18 protein-coding genes are annotated in these 17,215 nt (G+C 57.3%); 7 read left to right on the forward strand and 11 right to left on the reverse strand.

Annotation, left to right across the window (positions count from 1 at the left end; all coding sequences use genetic code 11):
- Positions 1-171 precede the first annotated feature (171 nt).
- Together FHW16_RS27060 and FHW16_RS27065 are read right to left on the reverse strand one after the other, a co-directional pair.
- On the reverse strand, positions 172-606 hold the full coding sequence (locus FHW16_RS27060) for a hypothetical protein (RefSeq protein ID WP_246711976.1): 435 nt from the start codon (positions 604-606) through the stop codon (positions 172-174).
- A 282-nt stretch (positions 607-888) separates the two neighbouring features.
- Positions 889-2,022: an FAD-dependent oxidoreductase gene (locus tag FHW16_RS27065; RefSeq protein WP_182552401.1), complete on the reverse strand. Its 1,134-nt coding sequence runs from the start codon at positions 2,020-2,022 to the stop codon at positions 889-891.
- A gap of 101 nt (positions 2,023-2,123) precedes the next feature.
- On the opposite strand from FHW16_RS27065, the gene FHW16_RS27070 reads away from it, so the two are divergent.
- On the forward strand, positions 2,124-2,804 hold the full coding sequence (locus FHW16_RS27070; protein ID WP_182552403.1) for a TetR/AcrR family transcriptional regulator: 681 nt from the start codon (positions 2,124-2,126) through the stop codon (positions 2,802-2,804).
- 255 nt (positions 2,805-3,059) lie between these two features.
- On the opposite strand, the gene FHW16_RS29325 is transcribed toward FHW16_RS27070, so the two are convergent.
- From FHW16_RS29325 to FHW16_RS27115, 9 genes are all read right to left on the reverse strand, one after another.
- Positions 3,060-3,209, reverse strand: coding sequence for a heme-binding protein (locus FHW16_RS29325; protein ID WP_182552405.1), 150 nt, complete (start codon positions 3,207-3,209; stop codon positions 3,060-3,062).
- A gap of 93 nt (positions 3,210-3,302) precedes the next feature.
- The gene (locus FHW16_RS27080) at positions 3,303-3,686 is read right to left on the reverse strand and encodes a nuclear transport factor 2 family protein (protein ID WP_182552407.1); all 384 of its coding nucleotides are present in this window, start codon (positions 3,684-3,686) and stop codon (positions 3,303-3,305) included.
- Between the two features lie 63 nt (positions 3,687-3,749).
- Positions 3,750-4,778 (reverse strand): histone deacetylase family protein, encoded by a 1,029-nt coding sequence (locus FHW16_RS27085; protein ID WP_182552408.1) that lies wholly within the window; start codon positions 4,776-4,778, stop codon positions 3,750-3,752.
- Positions 4,779-4,844: 66 nt separating this feature from the next.
- Complete coding sequence (locus FHW16_RS27090) at positions 4,845-5,690, reverse strand: alpha/beta fold hydrolase (RefSeq protein WP_210278293.1); 846 nt, start codon at positions 5,688-5,690, stop codon at positions 4,845-4,847.
- A 77-nt stretch (positions 5,691-5,767) separates the two neighbouring features.
- A complete protein-coding gene (locus FHW16_RS27095; RefSeq protein WP_182552410.1) occupies positions 5,768-7,153 on the reverse strand; it encodes an aminotransferase in 1,386 nt (461 codons plus the stop codon).
- Positions 7,154-7,192: 39 nt separating this feature from the next.
- Complete coding sequence (locus FHW16_RS27100) at positions 7,193-8,020, reverse strand: ABC transporter permease (RefSeq protein ID WP_182552411.1); 828 nt, start codon at positions 8,018-8,020, stop codon at positions 7,193-7,195.
- Positions 8,020-8,922: an ABC transporter permease gene (locus FHW16_RS27105; RefSeq protein WP_246711977.1), complete on the reverse strand. Its 903-nt coding sequence runs from the start codon at positions 8,920-8,922 to the stop codon at positions 8,020-8,022. The genes FHW16_RS27100 and FHW16_RS27105 overlap by 1 nt, the downstream gene beginning before the upstream one ends.
- On the reverse strand, positions 8,919-9,980 hold the full coding sequence (locus FHW16_RS27110; protein WP_182552413.1) for an ABC transporter ATP-binding protein: 1,062 nt from the start codon (positions 9,978-9,980) through the stop codon (positions 8,919-8,921). The genes FHW16_RS27105 and FHW16_RS27110 overlap by 4 nt, the downstream gene beginning before the upstream one ends.
- 26 nt (positions 9,981-10,006) lie before the next feature.
- A complete protein-coding gene (locus FHW16_RS27115) occupies positions 10,007-11,053 on the reverse strand; it encodes an ABC transporter substrate-binding protein (RefSeq protein WP_182552415.1) in 1,047 nt (348 codons plus the stop codon).
- Between the two features lie 178 nt (positions 11,054-11,231).
- Between FHW16_RS27115 and FHW16_RS27120 the strand changes: the two genes are divergently transcribed.
- The 6 genes from FHW16_RS27120 to FHW16_RS27145 all read left to right on the forward strand — a co-directional run bounded on the left by FHW16_RS27120 (position 11,232) and on the right by FHW16_RS27145 (position 17,207).
- Positions 11,232-11,864 (forward strand): MarR family winged helix-turn-helix transcriptional regulator, encoded by a 633-nt coding sequence (locus FHW16_RS27120; RefSeq protein ID WP_182552416.1) that lies wholly within the window; start codon positions 11,232-11,234, stop codon positions 11,862-11,864.
- Positions 11,865-11,943: 79 nt separating this feature from the next.
- Complete coding sequence (locus FHW16_RS27125) at positions 11,944-12,870, forward strand: hydroxymethylglutaryl-CoA lyase (protein WP_182552418.1); 927 nt, start codon at positions 11,944-11,946, stop codon at positions 12,868-12,870.
- Between the two features lie 6 nt (positions 12,871-12,876).
- Positions 12,877-13,629: an enoyl-CoA hydratase/isomerase family protein gene (locus tag FHW16_RS27130; protein WP_246711978.1), complete on the forward strand. Its 753-nt coding sequence runs from the start codon at positions 12,877-12,879 to the stop codon at positions 13,627-13,629.
- Entirely contained in the window at positions 13,626-14,813 is a 1,188-nt protein-coding gene (locus FHW16_RS27135) for a CaiB/BaiF CoA transferase family protein (RefSeq protein WP_182552422.1), read from the forward strand. Before FHW16_RS27130 ends, FHW16_RS27135 begins: the two co-directional genes overlap by 4 nt.
- 2 nt (positions 14,814-14,815) lie before the next feature.
- Positions 14,816-15,592: an enoyl-CoA hydratase/isomerase family protein gene (locus tag FHW16_RS27140; protein WP_182552424.1), complete on the forward strand. Its 777-nt coding sequence runs from the start codon at positions 14,816-14,818 to the stop codon at positions 15,590-15,592.
- Positions 15,585-17,207 (forward strand): AMP-binding protein, encoded by a 1,623-nt coding sequence (locus FHW16_RS27145; RefSeq protein WP_210278294.1) that lies wholly within the window; start codon positions 15,585-15,587, stop codon positions 17,205-17,207. The genes FHW16_RS27140 and FHW16_RS27145 overlap by 8 nt, the downstream gene beginning before the upstream one ends.
- Positions 17,208-17,215: the final 8 nt, after the last annotated feature.

Consider the following 17,215-nt stretch of genomic DNA (forward strand, 5'->3'; position numbering starts at 1 on the left):
GCAGCACGCATTGAACGGCTTTTCCATCTGTTGGTGATCCACTCCTGTGAAGTTAAGCATCATAGAACACATGGGTTTCTATTTCTCCATATGGTCGGAGCGAAATGAAAAAGTGGATCAAATTGGGATGAAATTCAACACTCAACGATCCACCACTGGATCAGCCTTGTCTTATCCGGGCACACCATCTGACCGCTGCATCATAATTTCAAAACGCTGTTGTAGCTTGGTGTCTTCGAATGTCATTCGCACCATACCAAGCGCGTAGGACATCGTCGCGCTGAATGGCACCCATGACTGCAGATGATCTAGCAGCTCCTTGGACATCATATTTTCAAGTGGGCCCGCTCCCAATTGACCAAGTGCCAGGGCATGATCGGGAAGCCGTGCTTGGGATATTATGGCAAGGACCCGCTTCAGGACCAAGTCCTGCGGTTCGTTAAGAAGGTCCGTCGACCAATGCCATTTTTTTGGATCTGCCAGATACGTTTCGACATATGTCTGAGCTGTTACGAATGGCTCGCCAATTGAAAGCGTATCCGGCACCCAAGACAGGTCGGTCTTGATCGAAAGAGGGGTAAAGGTGTTATCCATAGTGAAATCCAAGACTCAACATCCAGTTGAATTCTGCCAGTCCGGAATCGGTCAGGCACACCCAAGTGATAAGATAACAAACATTTGGTATGCCCGAGCACCGGGAATGCTGTTGCAACAAGTGCTTTTCTTTCAATAAGTCCTTGACGATCAGAACCCAGTCAAAATCACGCAACGGGATTTACGGAGCGTATCGGCAATCTAATAGGAAAAAACTTAAATCTATCAGTCTACTTTCGCCCATTCACGAGGCCTTTGGCACTTTCCAAAGTCATTTTGCTCATATGCAGTTCTTTATTCGACCGGCTGGTTATCCGTGAAAAAATCAACGAGGCTGTAAGGAGCATTGCTGCCAAATAATAGTGCGTTAATCTGCATTGCCTCTGCAGCTTCAGATGCGCTGCGAGGAAACAAGTCCGTTTCATAGGCCAGAAGCGCTGCTTCAACGTTCCCGGGGTTGGCAACAATGGCTCTCGCGAGTTCAGAGCCATCATACATCGCAAGGTTTGCCCCCTCCCCGGACGGTATCATCAGGTGTGCTGCATCACCGAGCAGTGTCACCCCGGGTACGCGATCCCATCTGTGTTCGATCGGGAGTGAATGGATAGGACGAAGCACAGGGGCGGTCTCAGCGTCGGTGATCAGCGCTGTCAGCTCTGGGGCCCAGCCTTCAAATTCCTTGGCAACGCAGGCCAAGGCAGTCGCCGGATCGGCGAAGTTGATATGGCCAAACCAGTCTTCGGGCTTGTTTAACGCCACGTATGTGTGCAGCACTCCGTCGGGCTCCCGATGCGCCTGGATGCCTTTGCCCGGCGCCAGTGCAAACAGCGCGCCACCGCCAACTGCTTCCGCGCTTGCCTTGTGCCGATTGTCGCTGTCAAACAGGTACGTCTCAATGAATGACGTGCCAACATATTCTGGCTTGTCGGGGGAAAGTAGCGGACGAACTTTCGACCAAGCACCGTCCGCGCCCACCAGAAGATCCGTAGTCACCGTGGAACCGTCAGCAAAGGCCACCATGTGCCGTCCATCGCCGAGTGGGGTCACGGCTGTGACTTTATGGTTCCAGCGAATCCGATCGGCAGGAAGTGAGCCAAGCAGTATCCTGCGAAGCTCTCCCCGATTTACTTCGGGTCGGCTGAGTGTACCGTCGTCGGGTTTATCAAGCAGGACATTGCCTTCCTTGTCGAGCACTCGCGACGCCTGGCCTCCCGGGTGAATGAGTTCGAGAAAATCTTCAAATAGTCCCGCCGCCTTGAGTGCGAGTTGCCCATTACGTTCGTGGATATCAAGCATTCCTCCCTGCGCGCGTGCGTCTGCCGAGGCTTCCGCTTCATAGATTATCGCCTCAATGCCGTGAACATGGAGGACACGGGCTAAAGTCAGACCGCCAAGCCCCGCTCCAATAATTGCAACTGATATCGTCATCCTAATTCCTTCGTGTTGTAAAATTCTGTCAGAAACTCTGAATTAATAATGGAATGTCATTCCATACTTGGAACGTCATTCCATTTATGTCAAGATGCGACATGATGAAAAAAGCACGCAGCACCCAGCGACGGGAGCAATCGCTCTCGACGGATCGAATCATTGAAGCGGCCATTGAGCTCTTGGACAAAAGCGGCGAAGGCGGACTGACGTTTCAGGCCCTGTCCAAACGGCTCGCCACGGGTCCTGGTGCAATCTATTGGCATATCGCCAACAAAAGCGAGCTTCTGACGGCCGCCTGCGATGCCATCGTTTCTCGTACGATGAACACCACATCTGTTGGCACAACGCCCGAGGCAACAATTCGCGCCGTTGCACTCGGCATGTTTGACGCAATCGACGCGCATCCGTGGGTGGGATCAGCTCTCACACGTGCGGCTGGGCAGTTGCCAATGGTGCGCATTTTCGAACGCCTCGGCCAGCAGGTTCGCGCCTTGGGCGTCCCAGACAACACACAATGGACAGTCGTAGCTGCTTTATTGAACTACATCCTTGGCGTTGGCAGCCAGAATGCGGCCAACGCCCAGCTTGGTCTTGAGCAAGGCTTTGATCGAGCCAACTTTCTAGCAGAGGTATCAATCGTTTGGTCTCAGCTCGATCCGAATGAGTATCCGTTCACGCGAAGCGTAGCCACACAGTTGCCCACTCACGACGACCGAATGGATTTTCTCGCAGGAGTTGATTTCATCCTCAGCGGGATAGCCTCATTGAGGCAATACTGACACGGCGCCATGCCAAGTGCGCACGCAGGATGCAGCCGATCAGAATCTTTATGTAAATGACGCTGAAGAGATCAAGTTGCTCACGTTGATATCTTGGCTCTAAAGTCTGGTTTAGGACTTAGAACCCCAAATACTCGCTGCCTAAGTCTAACTGGCTTGTACTTATAATGTCCCATGCAAATTATTGCGACAGAACCTTACTCAGCATTCTCAACGTTCTATGGCCGCTATAGTGGCGGCCCTAGAACTGTAGTATCAAGCGGCAGCTGCGTGGGCGAGTACCGCATCCTGTTCCGGGGTTCCACCGGAGACCCCGATCGCGCCGATCAGTCCGCCGTCATCGCCGAAGGTGACGCCGCCACGGCTACAATGATACCAACAACATTCATTTCCATTGGCAATCATCGAAGTCGCACCGATGCGCGTCCTCTCGCATCGGTTGATGGTTCCGCCTCGTTGGTTTAAGTGCAGCTAGTAACTCGGGGATTTGGACAATTTTCACGCAAACGTTTTGCGATAAGAATCTTTTAGCGTGAGAAAATTACCTCGAAACTCGAACACGTCAATGCCCTCGAAGATTATAATCGATCCATCCGGCATGCGCCTTTCAAGCTCCCACAACGCAAAGCCGCGATTCCCGCTGATAGAGCAGGCGCCGGGCTTGAACGATCCAGGCTCCAGCGACCGGAAAATGCGCGCCAGCTCGTCCTGGATGGCCTGCCTTCCCGCAAAGATCGTGCCCGGTCCCGGTCCCGTCGACGCAGCATAGACCGCATCGTCGGTAAAATAGCCCATGCAGGCATCAAGGTCATGACGCCGCCAATCCTCGCCAAAACGGGCCAGCCGTTCGAGGCTCATGGCATCAGAAGAAGTCGAAGACATTCCGTGCAACCCTTTCGTCTGTGGTATCACTCTGCTGTCTGATTGTCCGGGTGCATGTTTTCCTCAGCCATGACGGTGCAGGAAGCCGGTCAGGAAGGCTTCGAAATTGTGCTCAAGCTCAGGTGAATGGTATCCCCCCTCCTGCACGATCACCGTCGGCAGGCGCATGGTACCAATGGCCTCACCCATGCGCGCGAAGCCGGTCCGATCCACGCGCATGCAGGCAAAGGGGTCATCTGTCGATGCATCGAGGCCAAGTGCGACAATCAACATCTCCGGAGCATAATGGCTGATCACGCCGAGCCCGCGTTCGACAGCGGCGCAGTAAACGGCAGTGTCACTCAGCAGCGGCACGGGCAGGTTCAAATTCGCCCCTTCGCCGGCGCCCCGCCCGCACTCATCAGCATAGCCAGCATAAAACGGATAGAGATCGGCGGGATCCCCATGCACCGAGACATGCAAGACATCGGACCGATCATAAAAGATTGCCTGTGTGCCGTTCCCGTGATGGACATCAATATCTATGATGGCAACGCGGTCCGTGCTTCCGCGTGCAACTTGCGCCGCGAGTGCCGTATTGTTGAGATAGCAAAAGCCGCCGGCCTTGTCGGCATAGGCATGGTGCCCAGGCGGGCGGCAGAGTGCATAGGCAGCTGGCGCACCATCAACGACACGCCTCGCTGCTTCAATCGCCGTCATCGCGCTCGCACGGCAGGCCGGCCACGTCCCTTCGACGATCACACAGCCAGCATCGGCCTGGTAATAGCCCGCGCGTCCGTAGAAATTGCGCGGCAAGCGGTTCATGTAGACATTGGGATGCGCGCTGACACGCAGTTCCGGTCCCGTGTCCGGCATAGCCCGCCACTCGGCATAACCAGTGGCGAGGAAATCCAGATATCCGGTCTCATGCACGCTGTGCAGGATTTCATCACCCGCATCGGCAGGCACCGAAGTAGCAATGGACATCCTGTGCAGCGCATTCTGGAATGACACAATGCGGTCCGCTTGTTCCAGATTTGGACGCAGGACCCCTCCTGCCAGCCGCGTCAGCGGCTGGTGCAATTCTTGACGTGGATCATAGATTGCCAGCATTTATCACACCCCTGATCTTTGCATCATTCCGCTGCGGGCGCTCATGTGTGCGGACCCGCCACTCCATCACTTCGGCAAGCCGTTTGCCCAGGTCGCGATGGCGTCGGCGACGGCAGCCGGCTGCTCCGGAAACAAGGCATGCGACGCATTGGCAATGGTGATGGTCGTCACCCGGTCACCGAATTGCTGGCGCAATTCACCCCAGCGGTCGCGCGGCTTGAACGGATCTTCCTCAGGAATGACTTCAAGAATCGGCGCGCTGCCCGCCGCCCACCAGATCGTCCGCGGAACCGGGTTTTCGGATTGCATCTTGATAACTTGGGGATACCATCCCTGCAGCCACAGGGTGGCATCATGCCCCTTGGCAAAGAAAGCACCCTTCAAGGCTGCCAGCCGCATATCATCGGACAGGGAAGGTGTGGAGGCATAATCCGGCGCCCACCAGACCAGCGGATTTCTTTCTGCGGTATCGCTGGCAGCACCCGCTGCAATCGTAACGCCCCGAACCCGCTCGGGGTACTGGGTGGCAACCATGCGGGCGATGAAATGGCCATAGGCATGGCCGACGACAACGGCCCGGCCATCACCCAGGGCATCGATGACATTGGCCGTGTCCCGGGCAAAATCGTAGAGGCTCACGCCTTCCATCGGGCCCTTGGATTGTCCCACGCCCCTTGGCTGCGGCCGCAGCACTTTAAACCCCGCTTTGGCCAAGTGCTCCGCCGCCGCATCATAATCCTCATAGCCATCACGCCCCGTCGACGGCAGGATGACGATTGCCGGGCCGCTTCCGTCAACGATGGTTTCAATTTCGGTATTGCCCTTTTTGACGATCTCAACCTGCCTGGCAGCAGCCGGAAAACCGGCACCAAGCATCAAGACCAGGCATAAAGACAGCTTTCGAACACCCATGCTCTTTCCTTCCCCTGTTTTATGACAATCAAGACTTTGCGACACCGCCGGACACGAAGCTGCCCGGGACAAACATGTCAGCCGCAGCTTGTTCCGCCCGACGCGCTGTAGGCGTCGAGTGATGCGTCGAGCGCCTGCGTGAAGCGGGCAACGATTTCGTCGATCTGCTCCTCCGTGCAGATCAGTGGCGGTGCCAAGGCGATGCCAGTACCCAGCGACCGGCAGACAAGCCCTCTTTCGAACGCCCGGTTCTGGACACCCAGACCAAACTGCATGTCCGGCGCAAAGGCCTCCTTGCTCTGCTTGTCCCGCACAAGCTCGACGGCCCACATCAGCCCTACTCCGCGTATTTCGCCAATCAGCGGGTGATCGGCCAACGGCGCCATTGCCGCCTGCATCCGCGCGGCCAGTGCCGGGACATTATCGATGATCCCGTCCTCTTCATAAATGCGCAGCGCCTCGACACCGACGGCACAGGCAACGGGGTGCGCGCCATAGGTATAGCCGTGGCCGAAGACGCCGATCTTCTCGCTTTGCGCCCGCATCCCCTGATAGACCCGCTCGGATATCAGCAGTGCCGAGAGCGGCATATAGGCCGCGGTCAGCGCCTTGGCACAGGTCACGATATCGGGTTTCATGTCATAGGTCTGGCTTCCCCACCAGTTTCCGGTACGGCCAAAGCCGGTGATGACTTCATCTGCAACCAGAAGAACGTCGTGCTTACGCAAAACGGCCTGGATTTTCTCGAAATAACCGGCGGGCGGCACGATCACCCCACCGGTCCCCATCACGGGCTCGGCAAAAAAGGCGCCGACCGTTTCCGGTCCTTCGGCAAGGATCAGCTGATCCAGCTCTTCAGCAAGCCGGGTTGAAAATGCCTCTTCCGTCTCCCCGGGCTGGCCTTCCCTATAGAAATGCGGACAGGTGACGTGCAGGAAACCCTCCAGCGGCAGGTTGAAATCCCGATGAAGGTGTGGAAGGCCGGTCAAGCTTGCCGATGCAATTGACGTCCCGTGATAGCTGCGATAGCGCGCGATGATCTTGCGCTTCTGTGTCTGGCCCATGGCATGGAAATAGTACCATACGAGCTTGATGGCCGTATCGTTGGCTTCCGAGCCGGAGCTCTGGAACAAAACCTTTGACATCGGCACCGGCGCGACCTTGAGAAGGCGCTCGGCCAGTTCAATGGCAGGCTCCGTCGAACGATGGGCAAAATTCTGGTAATAGGGCAGCGTATTGAGCTGTCTGGTCGCAACATCGGCGAGCCGTTTCTCGCTCATGCCCAGTGCCGCGCACCACAGGCCCGACATGCCTTCCAGATATTGTTTGCCGTCGTCATCATACACATAGGCACCCTCCCCGCGCATCATGATCGTCGGCCCCAGCGTCTCATGCAGCGCCAGATTTGTTTGCGGATGGATATGCGTGCTGATGTCGCGCATTCGTAGCGAGTTATAGGTCACGGTTTCTTTCCTTTTTGCTCAAGCGCATCTTGCGGATGTTTAGTCTGGCGAAGGGCCGGAACGGCCGCGCCGTTGGATGAATTGGCCGGCAACCAGGACCACAATCGACAAAACAACGAGTAGGGACGAAATGGCTGCGACCGTCGGATCAACCTGATCACGTATATTGGCGAACATTCGTTTGGTCAGAGTGGAGTTTGCGCCGCTCGACACAAAGATGGAGACCACCACCTCATCGAAGGAGGTCACAAAGGCGAACAGCATACCCGACAGGACTGAAATACGGATCTGCGGAAGCGTCACGGTTAGAAAGGCGCGAACCGGCGAGGCTCCAAGTCCCCGGGCGGCACGTTCCAAATTCATGTCAAAGCCGGAAAGCCCATTCCCGACAGCGATCATGACGAAAGGAATAGCCAGCGTTGTGTGTGCCAGTACAAGACCGGCAATCGTATTGTTGAGACCAAGCCTGGCGTAAACGAAGAAGACACCGATCGCCACGAAGATCAGCGGAACCATCATGGGCAGCACCAGCATGCCGCGGACGATGGGTTTGAACACGTTTGTCGACTTGTGCAGTCCGTAACTTGCAAGTGTGCCCAGAATGGTTGCCAAAATGGTTGTCACGGCGCCGACCTTCAGCGACACCCATGTCGACTGGCGCCACTCCGACGAGAAGAAATAAGCCTCGTACCAACGGAGACTCCAGACCCGCGGCGGGAACTCCAGATATTGCGAATCCGAAAATGACATGGGCACAACGATCAAGCATGGGATGATGAGAAAGGCGATAACCAGTCCGACGAGACCATAGAGCCACAATCGCTGAAGGTGCGTGATCTGTGTTGAGGTGGCGGGACGACGCAACATCAGCGCTTGCCTCCCCATGCGTCCGGTACGCGCATGAAACGGTTCACGCCCCAAAGAATTCCCCCTGTCACGACCAGCAGAACCACGCTCAATGCGCTCGCCGCTCCCCAATTGGCAAATTTGGCCACCATGTCGGCGATCTGGGTCGACCACATGGCCACACGTCCCCCGCCAAGCAGGGCGGGCGTCAGATAAAAGCCAAGGCACAGGACAAAGGTCAGGGCGATACCGGCAGAAAGACCGGACAGGGATAGGGGTAGAAAGACCTGCCGGAACGCCTGCGCCGGTGAAGCGCCGCAATTGGCTGCGGCACGCAACAGAACCGGATCAATCGCTTTCATCGAGGCGTAAAGCGGCAAGATGAGGAACGGAAGCATGACATGCACCATCCCGATCACGGTTCCCGTCATATTGTGTACCAGCGGCAAAGGCTCGCTGATAAGACCGCTTGATAGCAGCCATTGATTGATGATGCCTTGCCGTTGAAGCAGAACGAGCCAGGCGTAGGTACGCACCAGAACCGACGTCCAGAACGGCAAGATTACAAAGACCATCAGTATCTGGGTTGCGCGCTGCGGCAGTTGCGACAAAAGATAGGCAACGGGATAGCCAAGCAGGACGCAGATGGCTGTGACCAATCCAGCAACCTTGAACGTGGTGAGAAAGCTATCAACATAAGCAGGGCGCAGCAGCCGCACATAGTTTTCCGTCGACAGGTTCCCGGCAGCATCAAATAAGGAAAGCCAAGCCAGCCAGCTGAACGGAATGATCAGGACCGCCGCCACCAGCATCGCAGCAGGCAGCGATAGCCCGATAAAAGAGATGCCCTGCAGGTTGCGGGAGCGCTGGAGCAGAGAATTGTTGAGAACGACCGGTTCGGTCTCTTGCACCATGACGGTCATTGGACCGCATCTCCAACAACAACGCTGGCTTCAGGCGTCAGCCATAGCTCGATCTCCTGGCCAGGCACGGGCAGTTCCTTTCCTTCCAACCCCGTGTGGCGGATGGAAATTTCGTGGTTACCCGCCAGGCTGACCGATATGAGATGACTGTCGCCGCGATAGACAATGTCCATGATCTTGCCGGCGATCCGGTTGTCGCGTTGCGCGTTACCGGCCCAGCGCAACCGCTCCGGGCGCACGATCAGCCAGCCATTGACATCGCAATAGGGCTGGGAAGCAAGGCGCAAGGACCTGTTGCCCAGATGATAACTGTTGTCGCGCCATTCGACCGGCAGGAAGCGCGTTTCACCCATGAAGCCGGCCACAAATTTGCAGTTGGGATGATCATAGATGTTCTGCGGTGTATCGAGCTGGACGACCCTGCCCCGGTCAAGCACCGCGATACGATCCGACATGGTCAGTGCCTCCTGCTGATCGTGCGTCACGTAGACCGTCGTCATCCCCAGACGATTATGCAGCCGCTTCAATTCCATCTGCATATGCTCGCGCAGATTCTTGTCCAGGGCCGAAAGCGGCTCGTCCATGAGCAGTATCTTGGGTTCAAACACGATAGCACGCGCCAAGGCCACCCGCTGGCGCTGACCACCTGACAGTTCCCCAATGCGCCGTGCCTCCAGCTTGTCCATATGGACGGTTTCAAGCGCACCCATGACACGGTTGCGGATCGATTCCCGGTCTATCCCACGCAGTTTGAGCGGATAGGCGACGTTGTCGAAAACATCCATGTGGGGGAATAGGGCATAGTTTTGAAACACCATGCCAAGGTCACGTTTGTGCGGCGGCCGGGTAATGAATTCCACGTCATCCACCATCAGACTGCCGCTATCGGGCCGCTCAAAACCGGCTATCACGTTGAGCAGCGTGGTTTTGCCCGAACCTGACGGCCCCAGAAGGGTAAGGAACTCCCCCGGGTAAATATCCAGTGAAATTCCATCGAGCGCCTTGAACGCCCCATAGGCCTTGTGAACGTGGCGAATGGAAACCTTACCTGCACCCATGATGCCCTCCCGAAGTCATTTGTTCGTCAGTTTGCCATCAAGAGACTATAGTCTTCACGCACCAGATTGGTATTATCCCGCCACCAGTTTGCATCGAGAAACACCTGCTTCTTGAGGTTCTCGGGGGACATGTTGGAGCGCGCCAGCACCTCCTGTGAGAATTTTCCGACCTGGAAAGCCAGACTGTTGGTCGGACCGTAATAGGGCATCATTTCCGGAATGCGGGCCTGAATTTCAGGCGAAACCACACCCGCAACCAATGTCTGTGCCGCCTTGACATGCGGCGCGCCTTTGAGGATGGCCAGGCAGCCATAACCCAAAATAGCATCCTGATACGTGTAGGAAACGGGCGCTCCATCGGCAATCACACTGGCAACGCGGCTGCCCCAGATCGCCATCATGTCCACCTCTCCATCCTTGATCAACTGCGAAGACTGAGCACCCGACGACCACCATACCGCGACCTTGCTCTTGATCTTATCGAGCGAGCGGAAGGCCCGCTTGCTGTCGAGAGGATAAAGCTCGTCCTTCGGCACACCGTCGGCCATCAGAGCCACCTCAAGCATTTCCTGCGGATAGGTGCTCAATGCACGGCGGCCCGGAAATTTTTCCGTGTCCCACAAATCCTTCCAGCTTTGCGGCGCCTTGTCCTTGTAAACATCAGTGCGCCACGCCAGGACGACCGAATAAGAATTGGTGGCAATCCAGTGCTCGCCATATCCCCGCTTGTCGAAGCCGTCGGTGTTGATGACGTTGTAATCCAGGGGCTCAAACAGGCCCTCCTTGCCGCCGACCGCGCAATCATCGGATCCCAGATGGACCAGATCCCAGGTCGGTGAACCCGACTGAACCTGTACACGCACGGCTGCCAGCCCGTCATGGGTTTCCTCCGCGATGGAAAGCCCGGCCTTGTCGGCCGCCGGTTGCCACAACGTGGCGCGAAGATCCTTTTGCAGATTGCCGCCGAAGCCGGCGATGGTCACGGTTTCGTTCGCGGCAAAAGATCCTGACGCCATTGCCAGACCAGCAGCACCAATCAACAAACCTGATAATGTAATACGTCCGATTTGCATTGCTCGTTCTCCCGTTTGAGCTGACTGCTTCTCACGTCGCCTGCTTCCCCTGCAGGATCATCGACACTGTCGACAAATGTTTCATATCGTGGCAATCTAGTTGATGAAATTAACTATCTAGTTTACATTGTCAACTAGTTTTTTGACACGTAAATCCAATGCATTTCACGGAGACTGAATGAAACAACCGCAAACCACCCAAACGCACTGGGATGCAAGACCCGACAAAATCGCGGCAGACGGTCAACGCTCCGTTGCCCCTCTTGCCGGGAGTACCGCACACGAATCCGCATCTGGCCCGCAACACGCCGGGCGAGGTCCGGATGGCGATATCCGCGACCTCTTCTCCTTTGAGCTCCAGCGTCTTGCCGGCCTTTCCACGCGGATTGCCGCCCTGTCGATACGCCCCAAATATGGCATTACTGCACGCGAATGGCGCGCCCTTGCCGTGCTGAAATATCTCGGAAAAGTACCGCTGCAGGAGCTTGCCAAGCATAGCGGTCTTCTTAAAAGCCAGATGAGCCGCACCGTTTCGGCAATGATCGAGCGCGGTTATATCGACAAGACCGCCAACCCAGGCGACGGCCGCAGCATTCTGCTGTGCCTGAGCGCGGAGGGCCTCGATCTGTCGGAACAGATTCTGGACGATTCGTTTGAACGCAACGAGCACATGCTTTCCACGCTCAGCCAGGCCGAACGCCACATGTTGATTGAACTCCTGCAGCGCGTAACGCGTAGCAGCACGCAGTATTACCACCACCTGAAGCAGACAGCATCACAGGACGACTTGCAGCAGCTTGACGAGGAGTGATCAACTCCACGCGAAATTTAGTTGACATTATGAACTATATGGTTCACTTACTCAACCAAATAGGGATGGAGTGAATCGGATGGAACGAACGGTGGTCATCTGCGAATGCTTCGCTCGGGACGGTCTGCAACACGAAACCGCAGCGGTCCCGAGCGGCACAAAGATTGAACTGATCAATGCCTTCACCGCGGCAGGCTTTGAGCGCATAGAAGCGACCAGTTACAGCAACCCCGTTCGCATACCCTCCTTTGCCGATGCCTCCGCCGTTCTGGCCGGGATCACGCGCCGCAAAGGCAGTCACTACAAAGCCACATGTCCCAATAGGCGCGCCGTCGAGCGCGCCATTGCGGATGGAGATGCCGGATATGGCGCTGATGAACTGAGCCTTCTCGTATCGGCGACGCAGAGCCACACACAACGCAATCTTGGCACGACACGCGATCAGCAATGGCAAAACATTGCCGATATGGTGAAATTGTCCAATGGACGCTTTCGCCTAATCGGCGTCCTGTCCATGGCTTTCGGCTGCCCGTTTGAAGGCCGGGTCGACGAAACCGGCGTCCTCGCCGATATCGGGCGTTTCGCCGCGCTTGGCGTTACCCATGTTTCAGTCTGCGACACCACCGGACATGCAACGCCGTCACACGTAAAGCGGATCTTCCGGCGCATCGCCGATGAAATGCCTGACATCATACCGATAGCGCATTTTCATGACAGCCGCGGCAGCGGGATTGCAAATTGCGTGGCCGCCTTTGACGCTGGCTGCCGCTGGTTTGACAGTGCGTTTGGCGGTGTGGGCGGCCATCCCGCGCAAATCCAGTACGGACAGGGCTATACCGGCAATGTCGCCACCGAGGACCTTGTCAACCTTTTCGAAGCCGAGGGTATCCATACCGGCCTTGACCTTACCCGCCTCAGCCATGCCTCGCAGCTGTGCGAAAAGGTGCTGGGCCGGCAATTGCAAAGCCGCGTCGCCCGTGCCGGCTTCGGCCATCTCGCAGCATAGGATCACATGATGCAGCAAACCGTCCAATCAGCCGTCTTGCTTGTCGAGGATCGCGGCGCAGTCCGCATCATCACGCTCAACCGCCCGGATAAATTGAATGCCCTCAATACGGCATTGACCCAGGCTCTGCACGACGCCCTGATGGCCGCAGACCACGACGATGCCATTCGTGCTATCGTTCTTGCAGGAAACCCGCGCGGCTTCTGTGCAGGTGCCGATCTTTCCGAATTCAGCACCCTGACCCCGGCAAATCAGGACCTTGTTGACAAGCGTGCCGACCTGACCTGCCGCACGCAGGCCATGATGCAGGGCCTGTCGAAGCCCGTGGTGTCCGCCGTGTGCGGGCCGGCCGTCGGCGGCGGTGCGGGCCTTGCTATCGGCGCTGATATGATGGTTGCTGGCACCAATCTCAAATTCGGTTATCCCGAGCTCAAACACTCGATCGTTCCAGCTCTCGTCATGACCGGCCTGCAGCGCTCGCTCGGGCGCAAAGCCGCCTTTGAAATGGTCAGTCTTGGACGCCTGATCGGCGCTGAAGAAGCCTTTCAGCTGGGCCTTGCCAATCGTGTGGTCGATCCGGACGCTGTTCTCGATACCGCTGTCGGGATTGCGGAACAATGGGCCAGCGCCAACCCGCAGGCCATGGCCGCCGTCAAGACTCTCTATTACACCGTGGCCGATCTTCCCTATGACCAGGCAATGGCAGCGGGCCGCGCGGTCAATGCCCGGATGCGCGGTTTCAGGGAGACGCAGTCATGAAGCCGCTTGAAGGGATTCGCATTCTTGATTTTTCCCGGGTTCTCGCCGGCCCGATGGCAACCCAAATTCTGGCCGAACTCGGCGCTGATGTCACCAAGTTGGAGCGGCCGGGCAATGGGGATGAATCGCGCTCATTTGAACCACGTCTGCCCGAGGGTGAGAGCGCCTATTTCTTCGCCTTCAATCGCGGCAAGCGCTCGCTGACGCTCAATCTGAAATCCCGCGAGGGCCAGGAGATCGCCGCAAGGCTGGCGGCGCAAACGGACGTAATTGTTGAAAACTTCCTGCCCGGCGACATGGACAATTTTAATCTCGGCTATGACAGGCTTTCGGCGAGCAATCCGGGTTTGATCTATGTCTCCAACACCGGTTTCGGCCAGACCGGCCCCTATCGTCATCGCCACGGCTACGACACCATCTTCCAAGCTCTGTCCGGCGTTATGCACCTGACTGGCCATCCCGACAGCCCGCCTGCAAAGACAGGCATACCCATAGCCGACATGTCATCGGGCTTGTGGATTGCCATTGCCATATTGACCGGGCTGATCGGACGCGGGAAGAACGGCAAGGGATGTCATATCGATCTGGCGATGATGGATGTGCAGGCAAGCCTGCTGGCACTTGCCGCCGCCCGTCTTTTTGCGCTCGACGAAGACATAACCCGTTCAGGCACGGAACATCCCGGCCGCGTGCCTTCCGCAGCCTTTCAATGCCGTGACGGAAATTGGCTCCATATCAGCGCAAGTGATCAGCACTGGCCCGCATTGTGCACCATTCTCGGCCTTGATGCGCTTGCTTGCGATGCCACGCTCGCAACCAATAATGGCCGCGTCGCAGCACGTGAACGGGTCATGGCATCCATGCGCGCCGCCATTGCCGCACGGGAGCGCCACGCACTTGCGCAGGAGCTGCGTGCCGGGGGTGTACCCGCCGGGGAGGTTAATACGGTGCGCGACATTCTCAATGATGCCCATATGGCCGACCGGAATGTCGTGGGTGCCTTTGACCACCCGACCGCCGGGCGCTTTCCGGCTCTGCGCACGCCGATCCGTTTTGCCGGGTTTGATGATCCACAGATCGGGTGCCCACCGTCGCTCGGAGGCGACACGTTTGATATTTTGTCCGGCGAACTCGGGCTCAGCGGTGACGCCATCGCCAAGCTCAAAGAGGATGGAGTGATTTGACGATGGACGCCACAGCACCAGTCACCTGCCATCATGACGGCTCGATAGCCCATGTCGTCCTCAACCGGCCATCGGCGCGCAATGCCTTGAATTTGCCGATGTGCCTCAAACTGCGCTCGGTCTTCGAACAGCTGGATGACGACAATGCGACGCTGGTCATCCTGCTTTCGGCCAACGGTCCGGTCTTTTGCGCGGGCGCCGATCTGAAGGAACGCGCCGACAAGGATGAAACCTGGATGATTGCCCGCAGGCGCGCTTCCTTCGCCGCCTATGACGCCATCGCCCGCTGCCGCAAGCCCGTCGTCGCCCTGACGCAGGGACCCGTTGTCGGCTCAGGCGGCGAAATCCTGATGAGCTGCGATTTCGTCATTGCATCGCAATTGACCACATTCCGCTTTCCCGAACCGCAATGGGGGACGGTCGGCGCGACCCAGCGCCTGCAACGCGTCATCGGCAAGATGCGCGCCAAGGAACTTCTGTTCACCGGACGCACCATGCCGGTCGACGAAGCCTATCAGCGAGGATTGGTTGCACGCATCGTTCCTCCTGATCAACTGGCTGAAACGGGACAGGAAATCGCCGCAGGCATAGCGGCAGCGCCCGCGCTTGCCATGTCCCTCACCAAGCAGGCCGTCGACCTTGGTCACGAAACTGATTTGGGCAATGGCATCCGCATCGAGATGGCGGCCATCGAACGGTGCCTTGCCGATGGCGGATGGCGCAACGGCATTCAAAAATTCAACAACCGTACGGGTATGGAAAGGTCTGCCGATGAGTAAGGGTGATATCAATCTAGACACGATCTGCCCTTTGACCGTCGCTTCTGCTCTTGCTCGGGCCGCGGCCAGCGCTCCCGATGTGGAAGCGATTGTCGCCAATGATGAGCGCATCACGTATGACCGGCTTGCCATGGACGTGGCTGTCATCCGCAAGGGGTTGCATGCTCAAGGTGTACGCAAGGGGGACCATGTCGGCCTGTGTCTTGGCAATTGCGTGCGCTGGGTGGCAACATTCTTGGCGCTCGGCTCGCTGGGCGCCATAACAGTTCCCATCAATACCCGTTTTGTCGCATCGGAAATGGCTTATGCGCTGGGTCAGTCGCAGGTAAAAATACTTATTACCTGTGACCGTTTCCTCAAGGTCGATTTTATTGCCCTCTTGCGGCAGATCTGTGCCGGGATCGATAAAGTCCTTCCCGATGCGGCCCTGCCTTTCCTTGGCAAGGTTATCGTCATCGGAACAAACATTCCCGCCGGCACCGTCAGTTGGGATGAAATGATTCAATCCGGCATGGATAGTGGAAGTCTTGAACCGGCAACTGTGGGGCCTGATGATCCGCTGCTGATACAATATACCTCCGGCACCACATCCTTTCCCAAGGGCGTCTTGCTGACCCACCGCAACATGTTGGCCAATGCCTATTTCTCCGGTCTGCGGATGGGACTGCGCCCCGCCGACCGCTTTCACAGCGCCCGGCCCTTCTTCCATGTGGCCGGCACAACATTGTCCATTCTTTCGGCCCTGCAGCACATGACAACATTGGTGAGTATGGACCGCTTTGAACCCGGCGAAGCCCTCCGGCTGATGGAGGCGGAAAAATGCACGCATTTTTCCGGCAATGACACAATGGCACTGATGCTCCTCAATCATCCGGACCTGCCGGCACGAAAACTCGCCCTGCGCGGGGCATGGCTTGCCGCGTCTTCGACCATCATTCGCCGCGTCATTGATGAACTTGGCGCACGCGAATGCGTGGTCGGCTATGGCCTTTCCGAAGCATCGCCCAACGTGGCACAATCCTGTTTCTGGGAAGCAGAGAAAATCCGGGTCAGTGCCGCCATGCGCATACAGTCCGGTATCCACGTGCGCATCCGCACAGCGGACGGGAACGAAGCCGCAACGGGTCAGCCGGGTGAAATTCTGGTGCGCGGCTGGAATATCATGCAAGGATATTTCAACAAGCCCGTGGAAACCGCCGCCGCGCTCGATGCGAACGGCTGGCTTTCAACCGGCGATCTTGGGCAATGCGATAGCGCCGGCCGCCTCACCTTTCTTGGCCGCGTCAAGGATATCGTGCGTGTCGGCGGTGAAAATGTCTCCCCCGCCGATGTGGAGAATGTACTGCACCGCAATCCCGCTATCCGGCAGGCCGCCGTTGTCGGCGTTCCCGACGAGCGTCTGGTCGAGGTAACCGCCGCTTTCGTCATTCTCAATGATGGGGCGACTGCAACCGCTGACGCGATCATGCAATGGTCAAAGGGTGAAATGGCGGGTTTCAAAGTGCCGCGCCACATATGGATCGTGGACAGCTTCGAGACCATTGGCATGACCGCCAGCGCCAAGATCCAGAAGAAGCAGCTTGCGGAACATGCACGCACGCTTCTCGGCCTGTGAGGGAGTCC

The organism is Phyllobacterium myrsinacearum (assembly GCF_014138285.1).
GTDB classification, from domain to species: domain Bacteria; phylum Pseudomonadota; class Alphaproteobacteria; order Rhizobiales; family Rhizobiaceae; genus Phyllobacterium; species Phyllobacterium myrsinacearum_A.